Annotated in this window: 24 protein-coding genes; 7 read left to right on the top strand and 17 right to left on the bottom strand. The window is 70.8% G+C overall.

The window, feature by feature from the left end; all coding sequences use genetic code 11:
* The first annotated feature begins 29 nt into the window (after window positions 1-29).
* Window positions 30-1,355 (top strand): SatS C-terminal domain-containing protein, encoded by a 1,326-nt coding sequence (locus FHR82_RS00310; RefSeq protein ID WP_184808185.1) that lies wholly within the window; start codon window positions 30-32, stop codon window positions 1,353-1,355.
* 57 nt (window positions 1,356-1,412) lie between these two features.
* On the opposite strand, the gene FHR82_RS00315 is transcribed toward FHR82_RS00310, so the two are convergent.
* Window positions 1,413-2,513 carry an adenosine deaminase gene (locus FHR82_RS00315; RefSeq protein WP_184808186.1) on the bottom strand — a complete coding sequence of 367 codons (1,101 nt, stop codon included), beginning with the start codon at window positions 2,511-2,513 and terminating at the stop codon, window positions 1,413-1,415.
* Between the two features lie 261 nt (window positions 2,514-2,774).
* On the opposite strand from FHR82_RS00315, the gene FHR82_RS00320 reads away from it, so the two are divergent.
* Window positions 2,775-3,953, top strand: coding sequence for an apolipoprotein A1/A4/E family protein (locus FHR82_RS00320; RefSeq protein ID WP_184809212.1), 1,179 nt, complete (start codon window positions 2,775-2,777; stop codon window positions 3,951-3,953).
* 70 nt (window positions 3,954-4,023) lie between these two features.
* Here FHR82_RS00320 and FHR82_RS00325 read toward each other — a convergent pair whose 3' ends face one another.
* A complete protein-coding gene (locus tag FHR82_RS00325) occupies window positions 4,024-5,232 on the bottom strand; it encodes a glycosyltransferase (RefSeq protein ID WP_184808187.1) in 1,209 nt (402 codons plus the stop codon).
* Between the two features lie 233 nt (window positions 5,233-5,465).
* Window positions 5,466-7,193: a glycerol-3-phosphate dehydrogenase gene (gene glpD / locus FHR82_RS00330; RefSeq protein WP_184808188.1), complete on the bottom strand. Its 1,728-nt coding sequence runs from the start codon at window positions 7,191-7,193 to the stop codon at window positions 5,466-5,468.
* A gap of 183 nt (window positions 7,194-7,376) precedes the next feature.
* On the opposite strand from glpD, the gene FHR82_RS00335 reads away from it, so the two are divergent.
* Together FHR82_RS00335 and glpK are read left to right on the top strand one after the other, a co-directional pair.
* Window positions 7,377-8,123: an MIP/aquaporin family protein gene (locus FHR82_RS00335; protein ID WP_184809213.1), complete on the top strand. Its 747-nt coding sequence runs from the start codon at window positions 7,377-7,379 to the stop codon at window positions 8,121-8,123.
* A 20-nt stretch (window positions 8,124-8,143) separates the two neighbouring features.
* Window positions 8,144-9,658, top strand: a complete 1,515-nt coding sequence (gene glpK / locus FHR82_RS00340; RefSeq protein ID WP_184808189.1) for a glycerol kinase GlpK — start codon at window positions 8,144-8,146, stop codon at window positions 9,656-9,658.
* Between the two features lie 155 nt (window positions 9,659-9,813).
* Here glpK and FHR82_RS00345 read toward each other — a convergent pair whose 3' ends face one another.
* The 5 genes from FHR82_RS00345 to FHR82_RS00365 form a co-directional block, all read right to left on the bottom strand.
* Window positions 9,814-11,109: an efflux RND transporter periplasmic adaptor subunit gene (locus FHR82_RS00345; protein ID WP_184808190.1), complete on the bottom strand. Its 1,296-nt coding sequence runs from the start codon at window positions 11,107-11,109 to the stop codon at window positions 9,814-9,816.
* Complete coding sequence (locus FHR82_RS00350) at window positions 11,109-12,323, bottom strand: ABC transporter permease (protein WP_184808191.1); 1,215 nt, start codon at window positions 12,321-12,323, stop codon at window positions 11,109-11,111. Before FHR82_RS00350 ends, FHR82_RS00345 begins: the two co-directional genes overlap by 1 nt.
* Window positions 12,320-12,991 carry an ABC transporter ATP-binding protein gene (locus tag FHR82_RS00355; protein ID WP_311770807.1) on the bottom strand — a complete coding sequence of 224 codons (672 nt, stop codon included), beginning with the start codon at window positions 12,989-12,991 and terminating at the stop codon, window positions 12,320-12,322. Before FHR82_RS00355 ends, FHR82_RS00350 begins: the two co-directional genes overlap by 4 nt.
* A 73-nt stretch (window positions 12,992-13,064) precedes the next feature.
* The gene (locus FHR82_RS00360) at window positions 13,065-14,177 is read right to left on the bottom strand and encodes an efflux RND transporter periplasmic adaptor subunit (RefSeq protein ID WP_184808192.1); all 1,113 of its coding nucleotides are present in this window, start codon (window positions 14,175-14,177) and stop codon (window positions 13,065-13,067) included.
* A gap of 128 nt (window positions 14,178-14,305) precedes the next feature.
* Window positions 14,306-14,758 (bottom strand): gamma-glutamylcyclotransferase, encoded by a 453-nt coding sequence (locus tag FHR82_RS00365; RefSeq protein ID WP_184808193.1) that lies wholly within the window; start codon window positions 14,756-14,758, stop codon window positions 14,306-14,308.
* 105 nt (window positions 14,759-14,863) lie between these two features.
* Here FHR82_RS00365 and FHR82_RS00370 point away from each other — a divergent pair, with 105 nt between their 5' ends.
* Window positions 14,864-16,267 carry an NAD(P)H-quinone dehydrogenase gene (locus FHR82_RS00370; RefSeq protein WP_184808194.1) on the top strand — a complete coding sequence of 468 codons (1,404 nt, stop codon included), beginning with the start codon at window positions 14,864-14,866 and terminating at the stop codon, window positions 16,265-16,267.
* Between the two features lie 136 nt (window positions 16,268-16,403).
* On the opposite strand, the gene FHR82_RS00375 is transcribed toward FHR82_RS00370, so the two are convergent.
* From FHR82_RS00375 to FHR82_RS00395, 5 genes are all read right to left on the bottom strand, one after another.
* Window positions 16,404-17,219 carry an ESX secretion-associated protein EspG gene (locus FHR82_RS00375; RefSeq protein ID WP_184808195.1) on the bottom strand — a complete coding sequence of 272 codons (816 nt, stop codon included), beginning with the start codon at window positions 17,217-17,219 and terminating at the stop codon, window positions 16,404-16,406.
* Window positions 17,220-17,226: 7 nt separating this feature from the next.
* Window positions 17,227-18,621, bottom strand: a complete 1,395-nt coding sequence (locus tag FHR82_RS00380) for a hypothetical protein (protein WP_184808196.1) — start codon at window positions 18,619-18,621, stop codon at window positions 17,227-17,229.
* A gap of 8 nt (window positions 18,622-18,629) precedes the next feature.
* Window positions 18,630-18,941, bottom strand: coding sequence for a PE domain-containing protein (locus FHR82_RS00385; RefSeq protein WP_184808197.1), 312 nt, complete (start codon window positions 18,939-18,941; stop codon window positions 18,630-18,632).
* A 205-nt stretch (window positions 18,942-19,146) separates the two neighbouring features.
* On the bottom strand, window positions 19,147-19,578 hold the full coding sequence (locus FHR82_RS00390; RefSeq protein ID WP_184808198.1) for a DUF1707 SHOCT-like domain-containing protein: 432 nt from the start codon (window positions 19,576-19,578) through the stop codon (window positions 19,147-19,149).
* 69 nt (window positions 19,579-19,647) lie between these two features.
* Window positions 19,648-21,408, bottom strand: a complete 1,761-nt coding sequence (locus FHR82_RS00395; RefSeq protein ID WP_184808199.1) for an acetyl/propionyl/methylcrotonyl-CoA carboxylase subunit alpha — start codon at window positions 21,406-21,408, stop codon at window positions 19,648-19,650.
* Between the two features lie 134 nt (window positions 21,409-21,542).
* Between FHR82_RS00395 and FHR82_RS00400 the strand changes: the two genes are divergently transcribed.
* A complete protein-coding gene (locus tag FHR82_RS00400; RefSeq protein ID WP_184808200.1) occupies window positions 21,543-22,232 on the top strand; it encodes a hypothetical protein in 690 nt (229 codons plus the stop codon).
* Here FHR82_RS00400 and FHR82_RS00405 read toward each other — a convergent pair.
* Entirely contained in the window at window positions 22,216-22,836 is a 621-nt protein-coding gene (locus FHR82_RS00405; protein WP_184808201.1) for a Maf family protein, read from the bottom strand. The genes FHR82_RS00400 and FHR82_RS00405 overlap by 17 nt on opposite strands.
* Window positions 22,797-24,416, bottom strand: coding sequence for a DHA2 family efflux MFS transporter permease subunit (locus tag FHR82_RS00410; RefSeq protein WP_184808202.1), 1,620 nt, complete (start codon window positions 24,414-24,416; stop codon window positions 22,797-22,799). The genes FHR82_RS00405 and FHR82_RS00410 overlap by 40 nt, the downstream gene beginning before the upstream one ends.
* Before the next feature lie 69 nt (window positions 24,417-24,485).
* On the opposite strand from FHR82_RS00410, the gene FHR82_RS00415 reads away from it, so the two are divergent.
* Entirely contained in the window at window positions 24,486-24,761 is a 276-nt protein-coding gene (locus tag FHR82_RS00415) for a hypothetical protein (protein WP_184808203.1), read from the top strand.
* A gap of 316 nt (window positions 24,762-25,077) precedes the next feature.
* Here the strand turns inward: FHR82_RS00415 and FHR82_RS00420 are convergent, their stop codons facing one another.
* Both FHR82_RS00420 and FHR82_RS00425 read right to left on the bottom strand, forming a co-directional pair.
* Complete coding sequence (locus FHR82_RS00420) at window positions 25,078-25,275, bottom strand: acyl-CoA carboxylase subunit epsilon (RefSeq protein ID WP_184808204.1); 198 nt, start codon at window positions 25,273-25,275, stop codon at window positions 25,078-25,080.
* Complete coding sequence (locus tag FHR82_RS00425) at window positions 25,272-26,909, bottom strand: acyl-CoA carboxylase subunit beta (RefSeq protein WP_184808205.1); 1,638 nt, start codon at window positions 26,907-26,909, stop codon at window positions 25,272-25,274. The genes FHR82_RS00420 and FHR82_RS00425 overlap by 4 nt, the downstream gene beginning before the upstream one ends.
* Between the last annotated feature and the right edge of the window lie 27 nt (window positions 26,910-26,936).

Consider the following 26,936-nt stretch of genomic DNA (forward strand, 5'->3'; position numbering starts at 1 on the left):
CACGTGTTGCCTGACCTGGAGGTCCAGCAATGTCCCAGGACATCGTCTCGATCGAGCTCGGCCTGCCCCAGGGCGATGTCGTCACGTTGTGGGCGCCGCGCTGGCGGGAGGACGGCGAGGAGTGGGAGGCCTTCCTCGGCCATGAGGAAGACCTGTACGCGTTCCCGGACGCCGCCCACCTCGCCGCGTTCGTCCGCACCGTCGACGAGCACGACCTCGCCGACCACCCGGCATGGGACGTCGTGCCCGAGCTGTCCGTGCCGGAGCTGTTGCCGGACGAAGCACACACCTACGACCTCGTCGGCGTGCCGGAGCTGGCCGCCGAGGAGCCGGACACGTGGACGATCGGCGAGCTCGCCGACATCATCTCGATCGTCCGGTCCCTCGCCGACGTGTGCGAGCTGGACGAGGTGCACGAGGTGCTGAACTCCGCGGCCGGGTTCGCGGTGCTGGAGCAGGGCACGTTCCCGTTCACCGGCCGCGAGGGCGAGAAGCTGTGGACCGACCTCGCCGAGACCATCTCGGAGCGGTGGGACGAGGTGCTGGACGCGATCGACGAGGTCGTCGTGGTCCCGGACGTCGACAAGGCGACGCTCGACGAGACCACTGACGAGCTGGCCGCGTTCCAGGCCGAGTCGGCCGAGGCGGAGAGCGCGCTGGACGCGGAGGACGCCGACGACGCGGACGACGTAGTCGAGGACGAGTCCAAAAAGGACGATGACACCGACGACGACGCGGACGACGAGGCGGCGGCCGCCGAGGACGAGGACGAGGAAGAAGAGGACGCCGAGCCGGAGCCGGTCGGCTTCTGGGCCGAGGTGGGCATCGACCCCATCAAGATCATCACGGCGGAGGCGGAGTACTACACGCTGCGCTGCTACCTCGACGACGAGCCCATCTTCCTCGGCGCCAAGGGCAAGATCGTGGTCACGAAGTCCCCGCGTGCGCTGGCCAAGCACATCGCGCAGGCGGCCAACGAGGACAACGACCTCGCCGAGGTCTCCACGTGGGACGACGTCGCGACCAAGGCGACCGACGGCAGCCTCGAGATCGAGGTCGAGACCGACAACACCTACGTGCTGAGCGGCCTCGGTGAGGACATCGAGGAGGGCCCGGACGCGGTCGACCCGGTGCAGCTCGACCTCGCCGTCGAACTGCTCAACGACGCGGCCGACTGGGCGGGCGACAAGAGCGTGTCCGAGGGGCTGGCCCAGTCCGAGAGCCTCGGCTGGCTGGTCTCGTTCGTGCTGCGGCCCGACCCGACGCGCCTGGCGCCGAGCGCGCCGTTCGACGCGGAGGTCGAGTCGTGGCGCAAGCTGGTGAGCGAGTTCGAGGAGCGCCTCGACATCCAGTGACCTGCCACGAAAGACGCTTTCGGGGCGTTGAGTGTCCCGAAAGCGTCTTTCAGTGCGTCAGCTCGTCAGCGCGGCGTAACCCGGCTTGATCACCTCGTTGATGATGGCGAGCCGCTCGTCGAACCCGATGAACGCGGACTTCATCGCGTTGATCGTGAACCACTGCAGGTCAGCCCAGTCGTAACCGAACTGGTCCACGAGCGCCGCCATCTCCGACGACATCGAGCAGCCCGACATGAGCCGGTTGTCGGTGTTGACCGTCACCCGGAAACGCAGCCTCGTGAGCAACCCGATCGGGTGGTCGGCGATCGACGGCGCCGCACCGGTCTGCACGTTGGACGACGGGCACATCTCGAGCGGGATGCGGCGGTCGCGGACGTAGCTGGCGAGCCTGCCCAGGTGCACGGTGCCGTCACCGTCGACCTTGATGTCGTCCACGATCCGCACGCCGTGGCCGAGCCGCTCGGCGCCGCAGTGCTGGAGGGCCTCCCAGATCGACGGCAGGCCGAACGCCTCGCCCGCGTGGATCGTGAAGTGGTGGTTCTGCTGGCGCAGGTACTCGAACGCGTCGAGGTTGCGCGTGGGCGGGAAGCCGGCCTCCGGGCCCGCGATGTCGAAGCCGACGACACCGGTGTCGCGGTGCCGGACGGCGAGTTCGGCGATCTCCAGCGAGCGCGCGTTCTGCCGCATGGCGCACAGGAGCGTGCCGATCCGGATCCGGCGGCCCGCCTCCTGCGCGCGCTGGGCGCCGAGCCGGAAGCCTTCCTGCACGGCTTCCACGATCGTGTCGAGACTGAGCCCGTTCTCACAGAACAGTTCCGGTGCGTAACGCACCTCCGCGTACACGACGCCGTCCGCGGCGAGGTCCTCGGCGCACTCGGCGGCCACCCGGACGAGTGCGTCGGTCGTCTGCATGACGCCGCACGTGTGGGCGAACGTCTCGAGGTAGCGCACGAGTGAGCCCGAGTCGGCCGACTCCGTGAACCAGCGGCCGAGTTCGTCGACGTCGCTGGTGGGGAGCTCGCGATAACCGATGGCATCAGCCAGCTCGATCACCGTCGCGGGACGCAGACCACCATCCAGGTGATCGTGGAGAAGAACTTTCGGCGCGGATCTGATGGCCTCCGGGGTCACCGGAACGGGGTTCATGCTCGACATGGTGCAACGGTACTCGGAGGGTGGTGTCATTCGATCGGGTAACCAAAGCACCACGTAAGGTCATGCCCGGTCGTGGCATTCGCGCTACGGCCATCCTCCGAACGGCCCAACCAGTCGCGTCTGGGCCTGCAACGAACTAACGGGTGGTGTATGGACGCGTTCTGGGAGTGGCTAGGCTCCCCAACGTCGGCCCTGCCCCTCCCCACGACGAAGGTCACCTCCGTGAACGAGAACAACAACTCGACGGTCTCCTTCGACCGGATGCGCAACATGCTGGTGCGCGCGGCCGAGATCCGTGAGAGCGAACAGCAGCAGATCTTCGACACGCTGGACGAGATCCACGCCAGGCTGTCGCCGCTGGAGTCCATCGGGGCGGTGCGCAAGCGGCTGTCCGAGATCCCGGACCGCACGGACGTCACCGCGCTGGCGTCGCGGGTCGAGGACGCGATGGCCAAGCTCGAGGCGCAGGACACCGCGCTGGCGGCCCTGACTCGTGCCGTCGAGGGCATCGTGGACAAGCTGGCCACGCCGTTCGCGCAGCTGGACGGTCGCCTGGACGGGGTGACCGGCCGCTTCGAGGGTGTCGCGGGCCGGATGGACGGGCTCGAGGACAAGCTCGCGAACATCCACCGCCGCATCGACGAGCTCGACGCGAACATCGACAAGCACCTCGACAAGCAGGACGCGAAGCTCGACGCCCTGCCGGGCACGGTGACCGGCCCGGTGCGCGAGCGCATCGACGCCGCCGAGCAGACGCTGCGCGAGCGCGTCGAGGGCGCGGAGAACAACGTCCGCGGCCGGGTGGACGAGGTCGGCGCCGCGGTCCGCGGCCAGCTCGACTCGACCCGCGAGTCGGTCCGCCAGTCCGTCACCGAGGTTTCGGAGACCGTGCAGGGCAAGCTGGCCGAGGCGGCCGAGGGCCTGCACGCGAACGTGGACCAGAAGTCGACGTCGCTGTCGATGAAGGTCGAGGCGTCCCGCAAGGCGCTGCAGGACTCGATCGACGAGACGAAGACGACGGTCGACGGCACCGAGCGGCTCGAGGAGCTGGCGGTGCGCCTGGAGCAGGTCACCGGCCGCCTGGACAGCATGACCAGCAGGCTCGACGCGGTCGAGGACGGCTTTACCGACAAGATCGCCGACATGGGCAAGACGCTCGCCCAGAGCCTCTCGACGGTCGAGGTCATGGTCACCAAGCAGCCGGACACCGAGTCCGTCGTGTCGCTGGTGAAGAAGAGCAACGAGGAGTCGGAGCGCCGCATCGGCGGTCACCTGGACGAGGCCATGGCCACGTTCGCGGAGCTGATGATGGGTGGCGGCGGGCAGCCGCCGCGCCCGCCCGCCACGCTGCCGCGCCAGACCGCGCGCCGCCGCAACGGCAAGCCGCAGAAGAACACCCCGAGGAACGACGACCACGACGAGGCCGAGGTCTCGAGCTGAGCCTGGTCTGATCTGCCTGTGGTGAGGCCCCCACCGCGTCGCGGGACGCGGTGGGGGCCTCACCATGTCGTTACCTGCTGTCCAGCAGCAGCTTCGCGGCAGCCGTCGCCCCGTCGGTGCGGACAGTGGCGGCGACGGCGGCCGCCCGTGCGCGGGCCTCGGGGGCCAACACCGTCGTGAGCGCGGCCGACAGGGACTCGAAGGTCGGCTTCGGCCCGTCGTGCGCCACCCCGACGCCCAGAGCGGCGACCCGGCCCGCCCAGTACGGCTGGTCGGCCGCCTGCGGCACCACCACCTGGGGTGCACCGGACCGCGTGGCTGTCGTTGTCGTGCCTGCGCCGCCGTGGTGCACGACCGCCGCCGCCCGGCCGAACAGCACCTGGTGGTTGACCTCGTCGACGAACAAGCAGTCGTCCCGCTTGTAGATCAGGTCCAGGTCGGCCCACCCGCGCTTGACGACCGCGCGACGGCCGTGCGCGCGGATCGCGTCGACGGCCACCTGGGCGACGTCCGCGGCGGCGTGCATGGGCATGCTGCCGAACCCGACGTACACCGGTTCCGCGCCGGCGTCCAGAAACGTGACGAGGTCGGCGGGGAGCGGTCGCTCGTCCGGGAGGAACCAGGCGCCGGTCTGGACGGGTTCGATGCCGGCGGGCGGTAGCCACGGGTCCAGGACGGGGTCCGTCGCGAGCCAGGGGTGCTCGCCGAGCACGTAGCCCCGGACGTCGTCGACGGGCGGGAGCCCGGCGCTCGCCCGGCTGGTGTTGAGGGCGTCGCCGAACAGGACGTTGGCGCTCTCGGCGTTGAGGTCCCACAGCACCCGGTTGTCGGTGATCTCCGGCGGGTACGGCCTGCCCGGGTAGGCGAGGGGCGAGTGGTGCGGCGAGGGCAGGTCGAGCTGCTGGAAGACCACCGACACGGACCGGATGCCGAGCCTCTCGGCGACCGACAGCGCCCCGGCCGCGGCGGGCAACATGCCGGTCGCGACGAGCACGTCACACCCCTGCGCCGCCGCGGTGATCACGTCGAACTGCGTGGCGATCAGCTGGGCCGCGCGCTCGGGCAGGGACGAGGGCGGCGGCGCGGACCTGGTCAGCTCCCGCGCCGACCAGCCGACGGGCACCAGCGGCACGTCGACGTCGGCGAGCCGCTGCCGGAAGTCCTCGTCCGGCGGCGCGCACATCCGCACCTCCGCACCGAGTTCCCGCAACCGCACCGCGAGCCCGACGAGCGGCTCGACATCCCCACGCGACCCGTAGGTCGACAACAAGACACGCACTTTTCGTGACTCCCCAATTCGAAGGTGTCCGGGGATTCTGCGGCACGAAGTGGGTCTTGTGGCAAGCCCGGGGGTGCGCTATAAGTTGACAATGGAGGGAGCGATTCCGCTCCGTTCTCCACTCCCACGCTCCGCTGTCGACTGTCCACTGTGGACCAGTGCCCTTCGGGGCAGCGTGGGCGACCCAGCCGCATCAGGGCGACCCGCGTTCGCGAGTCGCCCCGATGGCTGTCTCAGGCTGGTTCCGGTTCCTTCAGCTCCGGGCGGGCTTCCGGAGCCGCCGCCCGGATGGCGTCCGCCGCCTCGTCGTCCGGTTGGGTCTGGCTGTCGCGTTCGGCTTCCACCCGGGCCTTGTAGATCTTGACCTCGCGGTTCGTCGTTTCCTGCGGCCAGCCGAGGACATCGGCCATCAGCTCCGCCACCTGTTGCGCGCAGTCGACGCCCCGGTGCGGGTACTCGATCGAGATCCGGGTCCGCCGCGCGAGGGTGTCCTCCAGGTGCAGCGCGCCCTCGTGCGACGCCGCGTACACGATCTCCACCTGCAGGTAGTCCGGCGCCGCGGTCAGTGGCTTCAGCAGCTCCGGCCTGTCCTCCGCCAGCGCCAGCACCTCGTGCACCAGCGACCCGTAGCGGTCCAGCAGGTGTCGCACCCGATAGGGGTGCAGGCCGTGCCGGGCGCCCAGCTGGTCGACCTGGTTCACCAGCGCGTGGTAGCCGTCCGCGCCCAGCAGCGGCACCTTGTCGGTGATCGACGACTGCAGTCTGCCCGGCAGGTCCGGCGACGCCGCGTCCACCGCGTCCGCCGCCATCACCCGGTAGGTGGTGTATTTGCCGCCTGCGATCGCGACCAGGCCCGGCGCCACCCGTGCCACCGCGTGCTCACGCGACAGCTTCGACGTCTCCTCGCTCTCCCCGGCCAGCAGCGGCCGCAGTCCCGCGTACACGCCCTCGATGTCGTCGTGCTTCAGCGGGGTCGCCAGCACCGAGTTCACGTGTTCGAGGAGGTAGTCGATGTCGTGTTTCGTCGCCGCCGGGTGGGCCAGGTCGAGATTCCAGTCCGTGTCGGTGGTGCCCACGATCCAGTGATTTCGCCACGGAATGACGAAAAGCACCGATTTCTCTGTCCGCAGAATCAGGCCCGATTCGGCCACGATCCGGTCGCGCGGCACGACGATGTGCACGCCCTTCGACGCCCGCACCCGGAACCGCCCGCGGGAACCGGAAAGCCGCTGCAGCTCGTCTGTCCACACGCCCGTGCAGTTGATCACCGCGTTGGCCTGGACCTCCTGGGTGCGACCGTCCTCCACGTCGTGGATCCGTACGCCCGACACCCGGTCCGCTTCCCGGACCATGCCCGTGACCTGCGTGGACGTCCGGATCACGGCCCCGTAGTGCGCGGCTGTCCGCGCGACGGTCATGGTGTGCCGCGCGTCGTCGGCCTGCGCGTCGTAGTACCGGATGCCACCGATCAGCGCCGAGCGCTTCAGTGCGGGCACCAGCCGCAGCGCACCGGCTCTGCTCAGGTGTTTCTGGCCCGGCACGGACCGCGCGCCACCCATGGAGTCGTACATGAACAGTCCCGCCGCGGTGTACGGGCGCTCCCACACGCGATGTGTCAGTGGGTAAAGGAAACTGACCGGCTTGACCAGATGGGGTGCCAGCCGGGTGAGCATCAGCTCGCGTTCCCGCAGTGCCTCGCGCACGAGTCCGAACTCGAGCTGTTCCAGGTAGCGCAGCCCACCGTGGAACAGCTTCGACGACCGGCTCGACGTGCCGGAGGCGAGGTCACGCGCCTCGACGAGTGCGACGCGGAGCCCTCTGGTCGCGGCGTCCAGCGCCGTCCCGGCCCCGACCACGCCGCCGCCGATCACGACCAGGTCGAACGTCTCCGAGCCCAGCCGCCGCCAGGATTCCTCACGCTCAGCAGTACCGAGCTGACCGCCCGTGGTGTCCGCTGTCACGGCGCCTCCTCGTCCTATAAGTTCCGGACGAGAACCACGCTACCGGCCTGACGGGTGTCCCGATATCTGGACAAGTTGACCTTGTGAGCCGTAGCGTCTGCCTCGCTCAGGGTAGGCACCGGCGCCCCACCCTTCAGGCCGACGGCTGCCTACTCACTTCAGCGTGAAGGAGTGGTCGTGGATCTGAACTTCGGCGAGATATTCCTATGGGAAATGCTGGGCACCGCCACACTGATCCTGCTCGGTGCCGGTGTGGTCGCGAACCGGGTGCTGAAAAAGGCGCTCGGCTTCGGCGACAGTTGGTTGTTCATCGCCATCGGCTGGGGTTTCGCGGTGTTCGTCGGCGCGAGCATCGCGAATCCGAGCGGCGCGCACATCAACCCGGCCGTGACGCTGGGCCTCGCGGTCGCGGACAAGACCGCATGGGCCGACGTGCCCGCCTACGTCCTCGGCCAGCTGGTCGGTGCCTTCATCGGTGCCGTGCTGGCCTGGCTGACCTACAAGCTGCAGTTCGACACCCACGACGAACCCGAGAACACCCGCGGCATCTTCTGCACCGGCCCGACCGTGCCGAACTACGCGTGGAACGTCGTCACCGAGCTCATCGCCACCTTTGTGCTGATCTTGTGGATCCTGCTGAGCCCGGGCGCGACGGTTGGCGACGACGGTGTGCCGGTGTTCGGCAACGGCGCGCTCGGCTACGCGGCCGTCGCGTTCGTCGTCATCTCGATCGGTGCCTCGCTCGGTGGTCCCACGGGGTACGCCATCAACCCGGCACGTGACCTCGGGCCACGCATCGCGTACGCGGTACTGCCGATCAAGGGCAAGGGCAGCGCCGAGTGGAACTACGCGTGGGTGCCGGTGGTGGGCCCGATCGTCGGCGGTGTCCTCGCCGGTCTCCTGTTCCAGATCCTGCCGGCCAGTTCCTGAGGTAGAGAGGCTTTCGCACAATGACGAGCTATGTGGCCGCCATCGACCAGGGCACGACGTCCACCCGCTGCATGATCTTCAGCCATGCGGGTGAGGTCGTGGCGGTCGACCAGAAGGAGCACGAACAGATCTTCCCGAAGGCGGGCTGGGTCGAGCACGACCCGGAGGAGGTCTGGCGCAACACCCGTGAGGTCGCGGCGGGTGCGCTGGCGAAGGCGGACCTGTCGGCGAAGGACATCGTCGCGGTCGGCATCACCAACCAGCGCGAGACCGCGGTGGTGTGGGACAAGTCGACCGGCAAGCCGGTGTACAACGCGATCGTCTGGCAGGACACGCGGACCGACAAGATCTGCGCGGAGCTCGAGGGGCTCGGCGGCGGGCAGGACCGGTACAAGGAGAAGACCGGTCTTCCACTCGCGACGTACTTCTCCGGCCCGAAGGTGCGCTGGATCCTCGACAACGTCGACGGTGCGCGGGAACGGGCCGAGGCAGGGGAGCTGCTGTTCGGCAACATGGACACGTGGCTGCTGTGGAACATGACCGGCGGCCCGGCGGGCGGCGTGCACATCACCGACCCGACCAACGCGTCCCGCACGCTGCTCATGGATCTGTCCACTTTGGCCTGGGACGAGTCGATCGCGGCGGACATGAGGATCCCGCTGTCGATGCTGCCGGAGATCAGGTCCTCGTCGGAGGAGTACGCCAAGGTGCGCGAGCGGGGTGCGCTCGCGGGCGTGCCGATCGCGGGCATCCTCGGTGACCAGCAGGCGGCGACGTTCGGGCAGGCGTGCCTGTCGCCGGGCGAGGCCAAGAACACCTACGGCACCGGCAACTTCGTGCTGCTGAACACCGGCACGGAGAAGGTGATGTCGCAGAACGGCCTGCTCACCACGGTCTGCTACAAGATCGGCTCGAACGACCCGGTGTACGCGCTCGAGGGTTCGATCGCGGTGACAGGTTCGCTGGTGCAGTGGCTGCGCGACAACCTGGGCATGATCGTGTCGGCGCCGGAGATCGAGAACATGGCGTCGGCGGTCGACGACAACGGCGGCTGCTACTTCGTGCCCGCGTTCTCCGGTCTGTTCGCGCCGTACTGGCGATCGGACGCGCGCGGCGCGATCGTGGGTTTGACGAGGTATGTCAACAAGGGCCACCTGGCGCGGGCGGTGCTGGAGGCGACCGCGTTCCAGTCGCGCGAGGTGATCGACGCGATGAACGCCGACTCCGGGGTGCCGCTGACGGCGCTGAAGGTCGACGGCGGCATGGTCGTCAACGAGCTGCTGATGCAGTTCCAGGCCGACATCCTCGGCGTGCCGGTGATCCGCCCGGTGGTCGCGGAGACGACGGCTCTGGGCGCGGCGTACGCGGCGGGCCTGGCGGTCGGGTTCTGGGAGGGCGAGGACGACATCCGCAACAACTGGGCGAAGGACAAGGAGTGGACCCCGTCGATGGACGACGCGGCCCGCGAGAAGACCTTCGGCCAGTGGAAGAAGGCCGTGACGAGGACCTTCGACTGGGTGGAGGCCGACGACTGAGGGCTTGGCCGCTGGCCTCCGGCCCCCGGTTTCCACGCTACGGCACTCCACCGACAACCCGCCCGCCGTTTCCCCTTGCGGCGGGCGGGTTGTCCACAGGGCACTGGGTTGTCCACAGGCGACCCGTCGACCTGGCGAATGGAGGGAGCGGCGCTTCAGCCAGCCGGACGCATCATGCGCACCGGCCCGCCCCCAAAGCCTCCCTGCCCGGTCTGCTGGTCGTTCGTCGGCACCGGCGAGTCCAGATCAGCCAGCACCACCTCATCGCCCTCCGCCAAACCCTCCTTGATCTCCGTCCGCGACGGCCCCACCGCGCCCACCGTCACCCGTGTCGGTGACGTCTGCTCTCCCGACAGCACAGTCACCACGCCCCCGCGCACCGCGGACGTGGGCACCGTCAGCACGTCCTTCGCCGTAGCCACCGTTACCGACGCTGTCGCCGAACTGCCCGCCGCCATCGACGCAGGCGGGGACGGGACCGTGATCGTCACCGGGTACGCCACCGATTCCGAAGCGGCGGCGGGCAGCGTGCCCACCGACGTCACCGTTCCCGGGACCGCCGCTGTCGCGCCGACCGGTGTCACCGTTGCCTCCTGGCCCACCGTCAGCTTTTCCAGCTGCTCCACCGGAACCGTGGCCGACACCTCCGCCGCTCCCTCGCCGATCACCGTCACCACCGGTGAACCCGCCGACACCGCGGCTCCGGCCGACGACGTCACCGCGCCCACCGTGCCCGTGATGGGCGAGACCAGCGTCGCCCCGGACAGGGCCTGCTCCGCCTCCACCAGCTTCGCCGTCGCCTCCTCCACCGACGCCTGGCCCTCCGCCACCGCGTTCGCTGACTCCGGTTGTGCCGGCACCGTGCCCGCCAGTGCGTCGATCGCCGTCTGTAGTGCCGTTTGGGCTCGTTGCACCGCTTCCTGTGCCGACCGGGTCACCGTCACCGCCGTCGTGCACTCCGCCGACGACGGGGTCGCGCATGCCGAAGCCTGTGCTGCGAACGCGGCGGACGCCGCGGTCAGCGCCCGGGACGCCGTCGTCTGCGCCGCCTTCACTTCTCGTTGCCGCGCCGCCAGTTCGTCCGACGCGCCGGCCGCCTCCTCCTGCGCTTCCTCGTCCGAGGCCAACGCCGCTTCCGCCGCGGTCACCTCCGCCGACGCCTGCGACACCGCCGCCTCCAGGGCCGTCGTGTCGAGCGTGCCCAGTTCCTGCCCCGCGGTCACCGCCTCGCCCGGCGACACCGTCAGTGTCGCGATCGTGCCGTCGGTGCCGAACGTGACGTCGGCGCGGTTCACGTGGTCCACCGTGCCGGTGACCGTCACCGTTTCGGTCACCTCGCCCGCCGTCGCCGTCGCCACCCGGTAGCGAGGCGCTGGGGACGCGTTCGCCGCCACCGCCACGCTCCCGCCGGCCACCAGCACCGCCGCCACGATCCAGATCAGTCGCTTCATCACTCGCTCCGCAACGCGTCGATGGGGGTCAGCCGGGCGGCCCGCGACGCCGGGTACACGCCGAAACCGATGCCGATCGCCAGCGCGACCCCGATGGCCGCGGCGATCGCGGGGACCGACACGCTCACCGGCTGCCCCAGCAACCCCGGCAGCGCGAACGCGCCCGCCACGCCCAGCGCGACACCCAGCAGACCGCCGCACGTGCCCAGCACGCCCGCCTCCACCAGGAACTGGCGGCGGATCGCCGACGGGGTCGCGCCCAGCGCCTTGCGCAGCCCGATCTCCCTGATCCGCTCGGTGACCGCCACCAGCATGATGTTCATGACGCCGATCCCGCCCACCAGCAGGGAAATCGCCGCCACGCCGCCCAGCAGGACGGTCAGCGTCCTGTTCGTCGCGTTCGCGGTCTCCAGCAGCGACTCCTGCGAGGCGATCGAGAAGTCGGTGTCGCCGTGCAGGTTCGCCAGCAGTGCGTCGATCTCCTGGTACGCGGCCGACAGCACGTCCTCCGACCGCGCCTGCACGTAGATGGCCGACACCGACGACGACGGCGCACCCGCGAGCGAGCGGGCCGTGTCCATGGGCACCACCGCCACGTCGTCGTCGCTCGCAGGCTGGGACGAGGTGGCCGACGACGCGCCCGTCGACGCCAGCACACCCACCACCGTCATCGGCCGGCCGGACACCGTGACCTGCTGCCCGACCGCGGACCGGCCGCCGAACAGCTCGCTCGCCGTGTCCGGGCCCAGCACCACCGCGTCGGTGTCCACCGCCGTCAGGAACCTGCCCGCCGACAGCGTGCGGTTGCGGACCGGCAGCCACGACGGCGACGTGCCGACCAGGCTCGACGTCCAGTTCGTCGTACCAGCCACCAGCGTGGTCTGGGCCTGCGTCACCGCAGCCACCGCCGCCACGTCCGGTGCCGCCGCCGGGTCGGACAGTGCCGCCGCGTCCTCGGTCGTCAGCGTCGACGCCGAACCGAAGCCACCCCGCACGCCGGACGACGACGTGCTGCTGCCCGGCGACACGATCAGCAGGTTGCTGCCCAGCGCGTCGATCTGCGCCCGCACCTGGTCCTGCGCGCCGAGCCCCAGCCCGACGGTCAGGACCACCGACGAGATGCCGATGACGATGCCCAGCATGGTCAGCACCGACCGCAGCCGGTGCGCGCGGATGGCCTCCAGGCCGCTCGCGAACGTGTCCCGCCAGTTCACGCCGCGAGCCGCCCGTCCCGGATCAGCACCGATCGCTGTGCACGGCGCGCCACGTCCACCTCGTGCGTGATCAGCACGATCGTGCGGCCGACCGCGTGCAGCTCGTCGAACAGCGCCAGCACGTCCGCCGACGCGGCCGAGTCCAGGTTGCCGGTCGGCTCGTCCGCGAGGATCAGCGCCGGGTCGGTGACCAGCGCCCGCGCCACCGCCACCCGCTGCTGCTGTCCGCCCGACAGTTCACCCGGTCGGTGCGCCAGGCGGTCGGCCAGACCCACCCGGGTCAGCGCCTCGACCGCCCTGCGCCGCCGCTCGGACGGCGTGACGCCCGCGTAGGCGAGCGGCAGCTCCACGTTCCGGCACGCCGACAGGCTCGGCAACAGGTTGAACTGCTGGAACACGAACCCGATGCGGCGGTTGCGGATGTCGGCCAGGTGCGCCTCCGGCAGCGTGGTCACGTCGCCGCCCGCCAGCACGTACTCGCCGGACGTCGGCACGTCCAGGCACCCGATGATGTGCATCAGCGTCGACTTGCCCGACCCCGACGGCCCGGCCACCGCCACGTACTCGCCCTGCGCGATCCGCAGCGACACCCCGCGCAGCGCCGCCACCTCGAGCGCGCCCGTCGCGTACGTCTTCCGCACATCGGTCATCTCGATGATCGCGTTCACGACCGCTCCTCGCATGCTCCGAGCGGCCGTTCACGGTCGCCCTGCGTCTGATGGTTCGCTCCGCGAGCTCCGCTCACCGGCCGCCGCCATCCTTGATGACCAGGCCACCGGGACCGCCGCCCATCGGACCGCCGCCGCCACCGGGGAAGACCGTGTCCCCGCCGCCGCCGCCACCACCGCCGGGTGCGCGGTTCTGCACGTTCGCCCGCACCTCGACCTCGTCGCCTTCGGCCAGGCCCGACGTCACCTCGGTCTGCATGCCGAACGCCTCGCCGGTCGTCACGCCGGTGCGGACCGCCGTGCCGTCGACGACCTTGTTCACGTACGTCGTGCCGCCCTCGGTGTGCAGCGCCATGGCAGGCACCGTCAGCACGTTCTCGCGTTTCGCCACGACGATCACGGCCGTCGCCGACGAACCCGCGTACAGGTCGTCGCGGGTGCCCGTCACGTCGATGGTCACCGGGAACGTCGCCGCGCCCGACTCGTCGGCCGACGCGACCAGGCCGACCGTGCGGACCGTGCCCTCGACCGGCTCGTCCGCGCCGACCGGCGTGATCTCGGCCGCGAGGCCCTGCTTGACCTGGGCCGCGTCGGCGGCGCTCACGCTGGCCGCCACCACGAAGGTGCCCGTGGAGACCACGGTGATCTGCGCCGTGGCGTCCTCCGCGCCGTTCTGCTGCGTGGTGCCGACCCGGTCGCCCACCGCGAGGTCCACCGCCGCCACCGTGCCCGCCATGGGCGCGGTCAGCGTCGCCTGGTCCACCGCATCCTGGGCGGCCGCCACGTCGCTCTGGGCGGACACCACAGCCGCGTCGTCGGCCGCCGCTGTGGCGTCGTCAGAGTCGGCGGCCTTGTCCTCGGCCGCGTCCAGCCGCGCCTGCGCGGCCGTCAGCTGGGCAGCCAGCAGCGTGTCGTCGACCGTCGCGAGCGCCTGGCCCGCCGTGACCGCGTCACCTTCCTGGACGAGCACGCCGGTGACCTCGCCGCTCACCGAGAAGCTCAGGTCCGCCCGCTGCGCGGGCTCCACCGTGCCGGACGCCGACACCGTCTGCCGCTGCGTGCCCACCGTGACCGGCACGACCACCGGCGCGGCCGTCGCCTCCGCCGGTTTCAGCAGCCACCACGCCGCGCCGCCACCCGCGGCCACCACGACCACGCCGGCCAGCACCAGCAGCCTTCGTCTCACCCGTTGCTCCTCGGCTCTCGACGGTTGTCGTCGGAGAGCCTCGGGGCGGCGGCTGTGCGGTCGCTGCGGCGACGCTGTGAATCAGATGTGAGCGGAGCTCGCGGAGCGAACCACGGGCGCGCAGGGAGCTACGGCCCGATGCCCTGGCACGGTCTGGTGCGCAGGTCGGACACGTAGTCCGCGGGCGCCCCGGCCGCCTCGGCCGCGTCGGACACCACGCCGAGGTAGCGCGCCGAGGGCAGGCCGCCCTCGTAGGCGTCCAGGGCGTACAACCACGCGAGCACCGAACCCTCGAGCGTCTGCACTCTCAGTCTGATCTTCGAGTGCAGACCCAGCTCGGAGCCCTCCCACCGGTCGAGGCGGGTCTCATCCTCCTGGGTGACGTCGTAGAGCACCACGAACACCTGCGACTTCGGGTCCTCGACGATCGTGGCGAGCGCGCCTTCCCAGCCGATGTCCTCACCGCCAAAGGTCAGGCGCCAACCAACGAGCCAGCCGGTACCCGCCATCGGGGAATGCGGGGCTCGCTCCATCATCTGGGCGGGATCCATGTTGGACCCGTACGCGGCGTAGAGCGGCACGACCGACAGCGTAGCGATACCCCGGATCATGCGCTGTCACTTGGCCGCGCCGCGCCGCGTACCGTTTGTCCCGGAATGCCTCACAGGAGCAGAGGGGAGCGACCGGTGACCCGGATCGTGATCATGGGTGGGGGCCCGGCGGGTTACGAAGCGGCGCTGGTCGCCGCCTCGCACGGCGCCGACGTCACGATCGTCGAACGGGACGGGCTCGGCGGCGCGTGTGTGCTGTACGACTGCGTGCCGTCCAAGACGTTCATCGCGTCGGCGGGCGCCCGCTCGGCCTTCCACAACGCCGATGAGCTGGGCATTCGTGTCGAGAACGACATCCCGTCGGTCGACCTGCCCGCCGTGCACAGCAGGGTGCGGGGGCTCGCGCTCGCCCAGTCCGCCGACGTGCGCAACCGCGTGCAGCGCGAGGGCGTGCGGATCATCCACGGCCTCGCGCGCTTCTGCGACGACAAGCCGGGGCTCGCCGCGCACCGGGTGGTGGCGGAGGCACACGACGGCACGTCGGAGGTGCTGGACGCCGACGTCGTGCTGATCGCGACCGGTGCGACCCCGCGCGTGTTGCCCGGTGCCGAGCCGGACGGGGAGCGGATCCTCGACTGGCGGCAGATCTACGACCTGCCGGAGCTGCCGGAGCACCTCGTGGTGGTCGGGTCCGGGGTCACCGGTGCCGAGTTCGTGTCCGCGTACACCGAGATGGGCGTGCGGGTCACGCTGATCTCGTCGCGGGACCGGGTGCTGCCGCACGAGGACGCCGACGCGGCCGCCGTGCTGGAGGACGTGTACGCGGCGCGGGGCACCGAGGTGGTCAAGCACGCGCGCGCGTCCAGGGTGGAGCGGACCGCCAAGGGCGTGGTGGTGCACCTGGAGTCGGGTGGGACGGTCGAGGCGTCGCACGCGCTGATGACGGTCGGGTCGGTACCGAACACGCAGGACATCGGGCTCGACAAGGTGGGTCTGGCGACCGGGCCGGGCGGGTTCGTTTCGGTGGACCGGGTGTCGCGGACCAGCGTGCCCGGCGTGTACGCGGCGGGTGACTGCACCGGCCTGCTGATGCTCGCGTCGGTGGCCGCGATGCAGGGCCGGATCGCGATGTGGCACGCGCTGGGTGAGGGCGTGGCGCCGATCAAGCTGAAGACCGTGGCCGCGAACGTGTTCACCCACCCCGAGATCGCGACCGTGGGCATCTCGCAGCAGTCGATCGACTCCGGCGAGGTCCCGGCGCGGACGATCATGCTCCCGCTGGCGACGAACGCGCGCGCGAAGATGGAAGGCCTGCACAGGGGCTTCGTGAAGCTGTTCTGCCGCCCGGCCACGGGCGTGGTCGTGGGCGGCGTGGTGGTCGCTCCGATGGCGAGCGAGCTGATCCTGCCGATCGCGCTGGCCGTGCAGAACCAGCTGACGGTGGAACACCTGACCCACACGTTCTCGGTCTACCCGTCACTGTCGGGCTCGATCACCGAGGCGGCCCGCCGCCTCATCCGCCACGACGACCTGGACTAGGACTAGTCCGCCTCCCCGCATTCAAAAGTGTTGGTCCCGCCCCAGCGACACCTGCGGACCGCAGGCGGTTGGTGGCTGAGTGCCGTCACGTTCCCCTGAGGTAACTGCTGACCAGGCACGGACCTCAGCACAAAGATCAATGAGACACGCCCTGGCTCGGGCGTTCGTCGTGTAGTTCGGTCAGGTGTTGCAGCAGGCGGCGGGGACTGGCCGGGGAGATCGTCGTCCACGGTTCGGTGTCCTCCGACTCGCGGCGGACCTGCAGGTAGCGGCCCGCTTCCGTGTCGAAGAAGCTGATCACCCGGCCGGCGCGGACGCGGCGGCCCCACTTGTCGCGGTGCGCGCTGCCGTACTGGCCGCGGCGCACGATGTCGCCGATCATGTCGGCCAGCGCCTGCGCGTCGCTCGCCCGCACCCCGCGTTCGCGGAGCGCGACGGCCAGCTCCTCCTGCTTGCCGGCCTCCTTGGCCGCGGCCTCGAAGTCGGCGGTCGGCAGCGTGATCGACTGACCGGGGCCGGCCGGTGCCTCCGGCAGCACCGACAGCGCGAAGCGCGGCAGGCCGGTCGCGTCCGCGGGGCGCAGCGCCAGCCTGCCGTTCGTCAGCACCGCCAGCACGGCCTGGTCACCGGTCGCCGCCGCCAGCAGCCGCACCTCGCCGCCCAGCCACAGCCTGCCGTCGATCTCCAGGTCCGGCTTGCGCAGCAGTGACAGCAGGGTGGTGAGCCCGGGGTGCGCGTCGACGGGTGTGCCGAGGCCGCGGCTCGCGAGCCCGTCCCAGGCGGCGCGGACGATGCGCTTGCGCTCGTCGTCCGTGCGGCCTGGTGACGGCACCCGCAACACCAGCGGCATCTGGGCGTCGCCGTGGTGGTGCTCCCACAGCACGTCGAACTCGAGCGTGCTGATGTCCACCGGGTCGGTCTCGACGCCGCCGATCGTGCTGCCGATGGTCATACCGCGATCATCGGCCGCCCTCGCCGATCACCGTGGGCGGCAGCTTGTGCTCCTCGTCCAGGATCGAGACGGACTCGGTCACCTCGGCGGACTCCCGCAGGTCGAACCGGCGCTTCGGGCTCTCGCCGACCGCGGGCTCGTCGGAGTCGCCGAACCACTGGCTGGACCCGATCGCCTCCATGCCGAACCGGCGCAGCGCCATCTTCTCCTGGCCACCGCTCACCGGACCGGTCGTCGGCGCCATCGGCGCACCGGGGTGCGCGGCGTTGGCCGCCGCCTGGCTCGCCGCGGCCGCGTGCTGCAGTTCGCTCGGCGGCAGACCGCCAAGGCTCGGCGACCCGCCCTTCGACGGGACGGCACCGTTCCCGCTGCTCGACCCGGCCCCGGGCGCACCGCCACTGCCGTTCCCGCTGCCACTGCCGTTCCCACTGCCGGCAGCGCTGCCACGGCCGGCCGCCCGCTCCCGCGAGCCACCGGTCGAGCGCGGCGCGCCGAGCAGCGGGTCCGTGGACACGCCCATGGTCTTGCCGGGCGCGGGTGGTGGCGATACCACCGGCCGCCGCGACTCCTCCCAGTGCGAGGAGGAGCCACCGGTCGACGGCGAGTGCCAGTTGTTGTTGTGGTTGCGCCAGTCGTTGCGCGGGCGGTCGTCGTGGTGGTGGTGACCGCCGCCGCCGAGCAGCCCGGCGGCCACGGTCGGCAGGAGACCGAGCAGCCCGCCGCCGTTGCCCTGGTGCATCCCCGAGTTCGGCAGGAGCTGCTGCGGTGTGTCGAAGGTGGCGAGCGAGGTCGTGGTCGCCTTCGTGTTGGTCTCGTAGACGTTCATCACCTCGACGGCCCGCTCCTCGGCCGACGACGCCGCGGTCTCGGCCGGTTCGGCGTCGACCTGCGTCTGGAGCACCTGCATCGCGGGTGCGACGGCCGGGTCCGGTGCCACCGGGGTCACGCCCGCCGGCACCGGCATGTCAGCACGGGCCTTGGCGATGTGGTCGCCCTGGTCCTCGACGGCGGTGCGCATGACCCCCGCGCCCGCGCCCGCGTCCTCCGCCCACACGACCGTCGTCGACAGCCGGTCGTAGGCGGCGCCCGCGGCCCGGCCCTCCCAGGCCGTGTTGGTCAGTTCGAGCGCCTTCTTGAGGTCCTGCCCGATCTCGGTGAGGGTCGAGGAGATCTCCGCCCACCGGCGCGACGGCGACGCGGACGCGCCGGCGCCCGGACCGTCGTGGAGCATCTGGTAGAGCTCCTTGTGGGTGTAGCCGCGCCAGCGCGCGCCCTCGCCCGGGTCCGCCGATGTCTCTCCGGCCGGCGGCGCCGCCGGTGGTGGTGTGGCGGCGGGCGGGGTGGTCGCGGGTGGCGTGTTGCCCGCCGGAGTGCCCTCCGGCGGGGTGACGGTGTCGGTCATGTCGCCCCTCAGCCTTCGTTCTTACCGACGCCGTGGACGTTGTCCCCATCCGTCTTGGCGTACTGCTGAGCGGTCTTGTCCAGGTTCTGGACCGCGGCGTCCAGCTGCGCGCGATAGGCGCGCAGGGTGTCCAACGCGGACCGGTCCGACTCGACCGACCGGTCGTTGAAGAGGACGGTCGCGCCCTGGCTCACCGGGTCCTTGGCCCATGAGGTGACCCGGAGTTCCGCCTCCGCCAGCTCGAGTTGACGGTCCACCCTGTCGAGCGCGTCGGCGAACGCCGAACGCAGTCCTGGGACCGCGTCGGGATCGACCTTCACGATGTCGTTCTGGGTACCCCCACCCCCGTGCTTACCTGGCACTCGGTTGCCCTCCCAACCAGATCCCCTGTGGTCGATCAACCATATCCAATACGGATGATCGGATTCGATGGTTCACCCCGATTTCGTGAGATCTTTTTCAGGAGTCTGGCAATCGGGTTCGCGCCGGGCAATCCGCCGATCGGCCCGCGACCTTCGGCGGGTGTCAGTAGCCGCGTTCGTGGCGCATCCTGCGCCGCTGGTCACGCCCCCGGCCCTGGCCGTGCCAGCGACCGTTCACAAACAGAAAGAAGAAGAGCAGGGGCACGAAGAACCCGATTTTGAGCACGATCAGCACGGCGCCGATGGCGAGGATCGCGGCCACGGGGATCGCGACGGGCGTGAGTTTCTCGACGAACCCGCGCTCCCGGGGCGCGAGGGCACCCTGCGGCCTGCCGAAGGCGGGCTTGGGTTCGGGCAGGTCGCCGAAGAGGGCGAGCAGGTCACCACGGGTCTTGGCGGTCGCGACCCGCGCGGAGCGATCCCCGTACTCGTCGATGTCCAGCCGGCCAGCGCTCATGTGCTCGCCGAGCTTGGTGAGGGCCTCTTCGCGCTCGGCGTCACTCACCCGGATGTCCGACGGCTGGTACTCGCTCACCCTTCGATCGTACGTCTGTAATCGGGTAATCAGCCGTGACAGATGTCGTGACCTGAGGGTTCTCTCAGCTCAGTCCTTCAGTTCGCAGAGGACGCTGCCCTGGGTGACCGTCTCGCCCGCCGACACGGACAGCCCCGTCACCGTGCCCGCCTTGTGCGCGGTCACCGGGTTCTCCATCTTCATGGCCTCCAGCACCACGATCAGGTCACCCGCGGCGACGGTCTGCCCGTCCTCGACCGCGATCTTCACGATCGTGCCCTGCATGGGCGCGGCCACTGCGTCGCCGGACGCGGCGGCCGACTTGCCGCCCGTGCGCTTGCGGGGCTTCGCGGACGGACGGCCCGCGGCGGGGGCGGCGGCCGCGAAACCGGACGGCAGCGACACCTCGAGCCGCCTGCCGCCGACCTCGACCACCACCGTCTGCCGTTCGCCCTCCTCCGGCAGTTCGGCAGGGGCCGCGAACGGCTCGATGCGGTTGTCGAACTCCGTCTCGATCCAGCGCGTGTGGACCGAGAACGACTTCCCGTCGCCGACGTAGGCCGGGTCGCGGACGATCACGCGGTGGAACGGCAGCACGGTCGCCATGCCATCGACGACCATCTCGTCCAGTGCCCGCCGCGACCGTTCCAGGGCCTCGTCGCGGGTCGCGCCCGTCACGATGACCTTCGCCAGGAGCGAGTCGAACTGGCCGCCGATCACCGTGCCCGACTCGACGCCGGTGTCGACCCGCACCCCGGGGCCGTCCGGCGGCACGAAACGCGTCACCGTGCCCGGCGCCGGGAGGAAGTTGCGGCCCGCGTCCTCGCCGTTGATGCGGAACTCGATCGAGTGACCCCGCGGCTCGGGGTCCTCGGTGAAACGCAACGGCGAGCCCGCCGCGATCCGGAACTGCTCCCGCACGAGGTCGACCCCGGCCGTCTCCTCCGACACCGGGTGCTCGACCTGCAGCCTCGTGTTGACCTCCAGGAACGAGATCGTCCCGTCCTTGCCGACCAGGTACTCGACGGTGCCCGCACCGGAGTAGCCGGCCTCCTTGCAGATCGCCTTCGCCGAGGAGTGGATCTCCGCGCGCTGCTCGTCGGTCAGGAACGGCGCGGGGGCCTCCTCGACCAGCTTCTGGTGCCGCCGCTGCAGCGAGCAGTCCCGCGTGCCGACCACGACCACGTTGCCGTGCTGGTCGGCGAGGACCTGCGCCTCGACGTGCCGCGGCTGGTCCAGGTAGCGCTCCACGAAGCACTCGCCGCGCCCGAACGCCGCCACCGCCTCGCGCACCGCCGAGTCGAACAGCTCGGGGATCTCCTCGATCGTCCGCGCCACCTTCAGCCCGCGGCCGCCGCCGCCGAACGCGGCCTTGATCGCCACCGGCAGGCCGTGCTCCTCCGCGAACGCGACGACCTCCTCCGGCCCGCCGACCGGCTCCTTCGTGCCCGGCACCAGCGGCGCGCCCGCCCTGGTCGCGATGTGGCGTGCCGTCACCTTGTCGCCGAGGTCGCGGATCGCCTGCGGGCCGGGGCCGATCCAGGTCAGGCCGGCGTCCATCACGGCCTGCGCGAACTCCGCGTTCTCCGACAGGAACCCGTAGCCGGGGTGCACCGCGTCCGCACCCGCGCGGGCGGCCACGTCGATGAGCTTGCCGATGTCCAGGTAGCTTTCGGCGGCCGTCGCACCGCCGAGCCCGAACGCCTCGTCGGCCAGCCGCACGAACAGCGCGTCCCGGTCGGGGTCGGCGTAGACCGCCACACTCGACAGGCCGGCGTCCTTGCACGCACGGATGACCCGGACCGCGATCTCGCCGCGGTTGGCGACCAGGATCTTGCTGAGCTGGGGCACGCCCTCACTCCCTCATCGACGAGGCGGCACACTTGTTACTGGTGGGGAAGTTTACGGACCCTGTGCTGGCATGGGGCGAGAGCAAGGTCACGGGGGTGAGGTGACGGGTGACACGTTCGGGGAGGCCATGGGCCGTGGTCGTCACTGCCATCGTGTGCGTGCTGGTCGCGCTCGGTGCGCTGGTGACGGCCGCTGTGCTGCGCAACGAGCGGGCGAACGACGCTCAGCAGGGAGAGCCGACGACACCGCCGACGACCACGTCCGGTGCCGGTGCCAACGGGTGCCTGGTGGACCCGTGCACGGTCGTCGGGCCGATCCCGATCGGCGGCATCACGGTGCAGCTGGTCGCGGACGCGGGCGGCCGGTCGGGCCGGGTGCAGATCGGTGGCGGCGGCGCCAGCGACGTGATCGAGGTGACCATCACCAAGCTCGGCGCGGTCCTCGGCCCGGATTCGCTGCAGTGCGCGGCCGGTTCGCTGTCGGCGTGCGTCGTGCGCGGCGCCACCGCCGACGGGATGCTCGGCCAGGTCGTCGTCGGCCGGTCCGCCAAGTGGGCCTCGCTCGACAAGCCGTTCGGGTCCGACGCCGGGTACGTCGGGGTGCAGGAGGTCACCGGGCGGCAGACCGGGCCGGAGGTCCTCGTCGCACAGCACCGCTGCGACCCCTCGACCACCGCCGACTGCTCGGCCACCCCGGTCTACGTGCAGTTCTTCACGCTGAAGAGCGAGTCGCTCGGCTGCACGCGCAACTACGCGCGGCTCGAGTCGATCCCCGGCTGGCCCGCCGTGGACCTGGCCGACGTGACGTTCAGGGACTGCCCGTAGCCCACAGGTCGACCACCCGCACACCGATCTCGGCGAGCAGCTTCCTGGTCAGCGGCAGGCTGATGCCGATCACGCTGGACGGGTCGCCGTCGACCCCGTCGACGAACCAGCCGCCGAACCCGTCGAGCGTGAACCCGCCCGCGACCGACAGCGGCTCACCGGTCCCGACGTACGCCTCGACCTCGTCCTCGGTCGGCGAGCCGAACCGGATCGTGGTGGCGACGGTGCCGGTGGCGACCGCCTCGACCACCCCGTCGCGGACCCGCAGCACGGCGTGACCGGTCATGAGCCTGCCCTCGCCGCCGGCCATGCGCTTCCACCGCTCGCGGGCGCGCTCCGCGGTCCCCGGTTTGCCGACCAGCTCGCCGCCGTGGGACAGCATCGAGTCGCAGCCGACGATCACCGCGTCGGCGTGCCCCGGCGCCACCTCGCGCGCCTTCGCCTCGGCCAGGGTGACGACCACGTGCTCGTGCGGCGCGTTCTCGGGCAGCGCGGCGGCGATGGCGTCCTCGTCGACCCCGGAGACCTGGACGACGGGTTGGATGCCCGCGGCGCGCAGGACCATCAGGCGGGCGGGGGACTGTGATGCGAGGACGAACTCCACGGCTGCGACTCTAGATCGTCCGCCTTGGTCTTGATGCGGATGCCCGTCGCCGCCACGATGCCCAGCAGCAGGACCGCGATGGGCAGCATCAGGCTCGCCTTCGCGGCGACCGTGAAGCCGTCGTGGAACACGCCGGTCACGATGCGGCGCACGATGTCGGCGACGTCCGGGTCCAGATCGGACGGCACGGGCGGGTGCGAGGAGTCGAACTGGCTCGCCGTGTTGGCCGCCTCGGTGATGCGGTCGACGAACTCCTCCCGGTACCGCACGGGCAGGCGCTCCGCGTACTGGCGCGCGGCGTCCGGCACCGCGAACGCGACACCGAGCTGCAGCACCAGCCCGGTCGCCGCGCTGCCGAGCACGCCGCCGACCTGGCGGGACGTGTTGAACACGCCGGACGCGGCGCCGGTCAGGTGGGGTGGCATGCCCGCGGTCGCGGCGGTCGTCAGCGGCGAGAACACGAACCCGATGCCGAGGCCGGCGAGCGCGAGACCGGGGATGAGCGTGGCCGGGTCTATGTCGGGTGCTGCCTGGTAGACGAGGACGCCGACGGCCACGGCGAGCGTGCCGAACCCGCCGATGATCAGGTTCCGCGCGCCGATGCGGTGCCACAGCGCGCCGGACAGCCCGGCCGCACCCGCCGCGGTGAGCGCCATGGGCAGGGCCAGCGCGCTGGACTCGAGCGCGGACATGCCCAGCACCGTCTGCAGGTAGAGCACCAGCGGCAGGAACATCCCGGTCATGGCGAAGCCCATGGCCGCGTGCGCGAGGTTGGCGTAGGTGAAGACCGGGTCGCGGAACACCTCGTTGGGCACCAAGGGCTCCCGGGTCCGGACCGTGACCTGGCGCCAGACGAACGCGACGAGCAGCAGCACCCCGGCGATGAGGATGTGGACGATCGTGAACGGTCCGGCGACCGTGCTCCAGTGGTAGTGCTGGCCGTTCTGGACGCCGAACACGAGCGCGAGGAGACCGGCCGCGCACAGGACCGTGCCGAGCGGGTCGAACCGCAGCTCGCGGCGCGGCTGCCAGTTCGGGAGGGCGACGAGTGCGATCAGCAGGCTGATGACGCCGATCGGGATGTTGATCAGGAAGATCCACTGCCAGCCGACGTGCTCGACCAGCAGCCCGCCCAGCACCGGTCCGGCGAGCGTCGCGACACCGGCGACCGCGCCCCACACGGAGATCGGGACGCCGCGCTTCTCCGGCGGGAACAGGCGGGTGATGAACGACAGCGTCTGCGGCGTCATGAGCGCCGCGCCGAGGCCCTGCAGTGTGCGGGCGGCGATCAGCTCACCCGCGCTGGTGGCCAGCCCGCTCCACGCGGACGCGACCGTGAACGCGACGAGCCCGGCGACGAGGACGTTCTTCGGCCCGAACCGATCACCGAGCCGGCCCGTGATGAGGAGGGGGACGGTGTTCGCGAGGAGGTAGACGCTGTTGACCCACACGATCTCGTTCAGGTTCGCGTTCAGGTCGGTGAGCATCGTGGGGATCGCGACCGTGACGATCGTCGAGTCGAGCATGATCATGAAGAAGCACGCGCAGAGTGCCCACATGGCGGTCCACGGGCTTCTCATGCGGTGCAGTGTGTCAGTTCGGCTTCGGTGCCTTGTCGGGAATCGTCACCGGCGGTGAGGATGTGAGATATGCGGCACCTCGATCGCGCCGTGCAGCTGCCAGCCAGCGCCAGCGGGAACAAGTTGTGCCGCCACCGCATCGCGGGCGGCTGCAGCCGCTGGTGCTCGTACAAGCTGTTCGCGAAGGTCATCACCGGCACCGTGCTGGTGCTCGCCCTGATCTGCGGCGGCATCTGGCTCGTGGGCGAAGGAGATCGCGTCCGCGAGCTCCTGTACGGCGTCGCGATCTACTTCGCCCTGATCGTCCCGGGCATCATCTGGGCCAACGGCCGCGACCGAGACTGACCGCCAAGACCGCCCGCGCAGGATGCCCCGAAGACGCTGTCGAGACCGCTGCGATGCCACGAAGGGCCCCTTCGTTGCGTCCGGCGTGATGAAGGACCCCTTCGTTGCGCTCGGTGCGATGAAGGACCCCTTCGTAACACCCGACGCGATGAAGGACCCCTTCGTTACGTCCGGCGTGATGAAGGGCTCCTTCGTTGTGCTCACCGTGATGAAGAACCCCTTCGTAACGTCCGGTGTGATGAAGGGGGCCTTCATGAGCCCAACCACGCCCAACGCCCCGAAAGCGTCGTTCAGGGCATCGCCCACGAGGCCCGGATCAGCGCGGGAAGGCCGACGCGCGCCAGGCGCCGGGCCCGTGGGCCAGGGGCTCACGGACCAGCGCCCGCCGGTCCGACCAGGCGGACCGCGGCGGCGGCTCGGTTTCCTCGCCAGGACCCAGCGCGGCGACGACCGCCACCAGGGCGGCCACCTCCTCGTCCGTCGGGTTGCCGCGGACCACGCGCAGGTGGCTCACAGCGGGATGTTCCCGTGCTTCTTGGGGGGCAGGGTCTCGCGTTTGTCGCGCAGCAGGCGCAGCGCCCTGGCCACGTGGCCGCGGGTGTGCGACGGCGGGACCACCGCGTCCACGTACCCGCGTTCGGCCGCCACGTACGGGTTGCACAGCGTGTCCTCGTACTCCTGCTGCAGCCGGGCCCGCAGCGCGTCCACGTCCTCGCCGGAACCGGCCGCGGCGGCCAGCGTCTTGCGGTGCACGATGTTCGCCGCGCCCTGGGCGCCCATCACCGCGATCTGGGCGGTCGGCCACGCCAGGTTGACGTCCGCGCCGAGGTGCTTGGACCCCATGACGTCGTACGCGCCGCCGTACGCCTTGCGGGTGATCACCGTGACCTTCGGGACCGTGGCCTCGGCGTACGCGTAGATCAGCTTCGCGCCGCGGCGGATGATGCCGTTCCACTCCTGGTCGGTGCCCGGCAGGAAGCCCGGCACGTCCACGAACGTCAGCACCGGCACGTTGAACGCGTCGCACGTCCGCACGAACCGGGCCGCCTTCTCCGACGCGTCGATGTCCAGGCAGCCCGCGAACTGGGTCGGCTGGTTCGCCACGATGCCGACCGCGTGCCCCTCGACGCGGCCGAAGCCGCACAGGATGTTCGGCGCGAACATGGACTGGACCTCGAGGAACTCGCCGTCGTCGAGCACCCGCTCCACGACCTCGTGCATGTCGTAGGGCTGGTTCGGCGAGTCCGGGATCAGCGTGTCCAGCTCGAGGTCGGTCTCCGAGACGTTGTCGGCCACCGACCCGTCGGCGGCGAACCCCGGGAACACCGGCGCGTCGGACATGTTGTTCGACGGCAGGAACGACAGCAGCTCCTTGACGTACGCGATCGCGTCGTCCTCGTCGGCACCCATGTAGTGCGCGTTGCCGGACTTCGTGTTGTGCGTCCGCGCGCCGCCCAGCTCCTCGAAGCCGACGTCCTCGCCGGTCACCGTCTTGATCACGTCCGGGCCGGTGATGAACATGTGCGAGGTCTGGTCGACCATCACCACGAAGTCGGTCAGCGCGGGCGAGTACACGTGGCCGCCCGCGTTCGCGCCCATGATCAGCGAGATCTGCGGGACGACCCCGGACGCGCGGGTGTTGCGGATGAAGATCTCGCCGTACAGACCCAGCGAGACGACACCCTCCTGGATGCGCGCGCCGCCGCCCTCGTTGATGCCGATGATCGGCCTGCCGGTCTTCATCGCCAGGTCCATGACCTTGACGATCTTCTCGCCGTACACCTCGCCGAGCGCGCCGCCGAAGACCGTCACGTCCTGGCTGAACACGCATACCGGGCGGCCGTCGATGGTGCCGTGCCCGGTCACCACACCGTCGCCGTACGGGCGGTTGCGCTCGAGCCCGAAGTTGGTGGACCGGTGCCGCGCCAGCTCGTCCAGCTCGACGAACGACCCGGGGTCGAGCAACGCGTCGATGCGCTCGCGAGCGGTTTTCTTGCCCTTCGCGTGCTGCTTCGCCACCGCGCGCTCGGACCCGGCGTGGACCGCCTCGTCACTGCGGCGGTACAGGTCGGCCAGCTTGCCCGCCGTGGTGTGGATGTCCGTTTCGCCGGTCGGCACCTCACCGAGCGGTTCCGTCGCGCTGCTCATGCTCGGGAGCCTAGTCACGGGTGCGGA

It is taken from the genome of Actinophytocola algeriensis (assembly GCF_014203735.1).
In the GTDB taxonomy this organism is placed as follows: Bacteria; Actinomycetota; Actinomycetes; order Mycobacteriales; family Pseudonocardiaceae; genus Actinophytocola; species Actinophytocola algeriensis.

Bases quoted from the DNA above. Each gene is read 5' to 3' on its own strand.
- FHR82_RS00310 (WP_184808185.1), top strand. From the start codon at position 30: ATGTCCCAGGACATCGTCTCGATCGAGCTCGGCCTGCCCCAGGGCGAT.
- FHR82_RS00315 (WP_184808186.1), bottom strand. From the start codon at position 2,513: ATGTCGAGCATGAACCCCGTTCCGGTGACCCCGGAGGCCATCAGATCC.
- FHR82_RS00320 (WP_184809212.1), top strand. From the start codon at position 2,775: ATGCGCAACATGCTGGTGCGCGCGGCCGAGATCCGTGAGAGCGAACAG.
- glpK (WP_184808189.1), top strand. From the start codon at position 8,144: ATGACGAGCTATGTGGCCGCCATCGACCAGGGCACGACGTCCACCCGC.
- FHR82_RS00345 (WP_184808190.1), bottom strand. From the start codon at position 11,109: ATGAAGCGACTGATCTGGATCGTGGCGGCGGTGCTGGTGGCCGGCGGG.
- FHR82_RS00375 (WP_184808195.1), bottom strand. From the start codon at position 17,219: ATGACCATCGGCAGCACGATCGGCGGCGTCGAGACCGACCCGGTGGAC.
- FHR82_RS00380 (WP_184808196.1), bottom strand. From the start codon at position 18,621: ATGACCGACACCGTCACCCCGCCGGAGGGCACTCCGGCGGGCAACACG.
- FHR82_RS00410 (WP_184808202.1), bottom strand. From the start codon at position 24,416: ATGAGAAGCCCGTGGACCGCCATGTGGGCACTCTGCGCGTGCTTCTTC.
- FHR82_RS00415 (WP_184808203.1), top strand. From the start codon at position 24,486: ATGCGGCACCTCGATCGCGCCGTGCAGCTGCCAGCCAGCGCCAGCGGG.
- FHR82_RS00425 (WP_184808205.1), bottom strand. From the start codon at position 26,909: ATGAGCAGCGCGACGGAACCGCTCGGTGAGGTGCCGACCGGCGAAACG.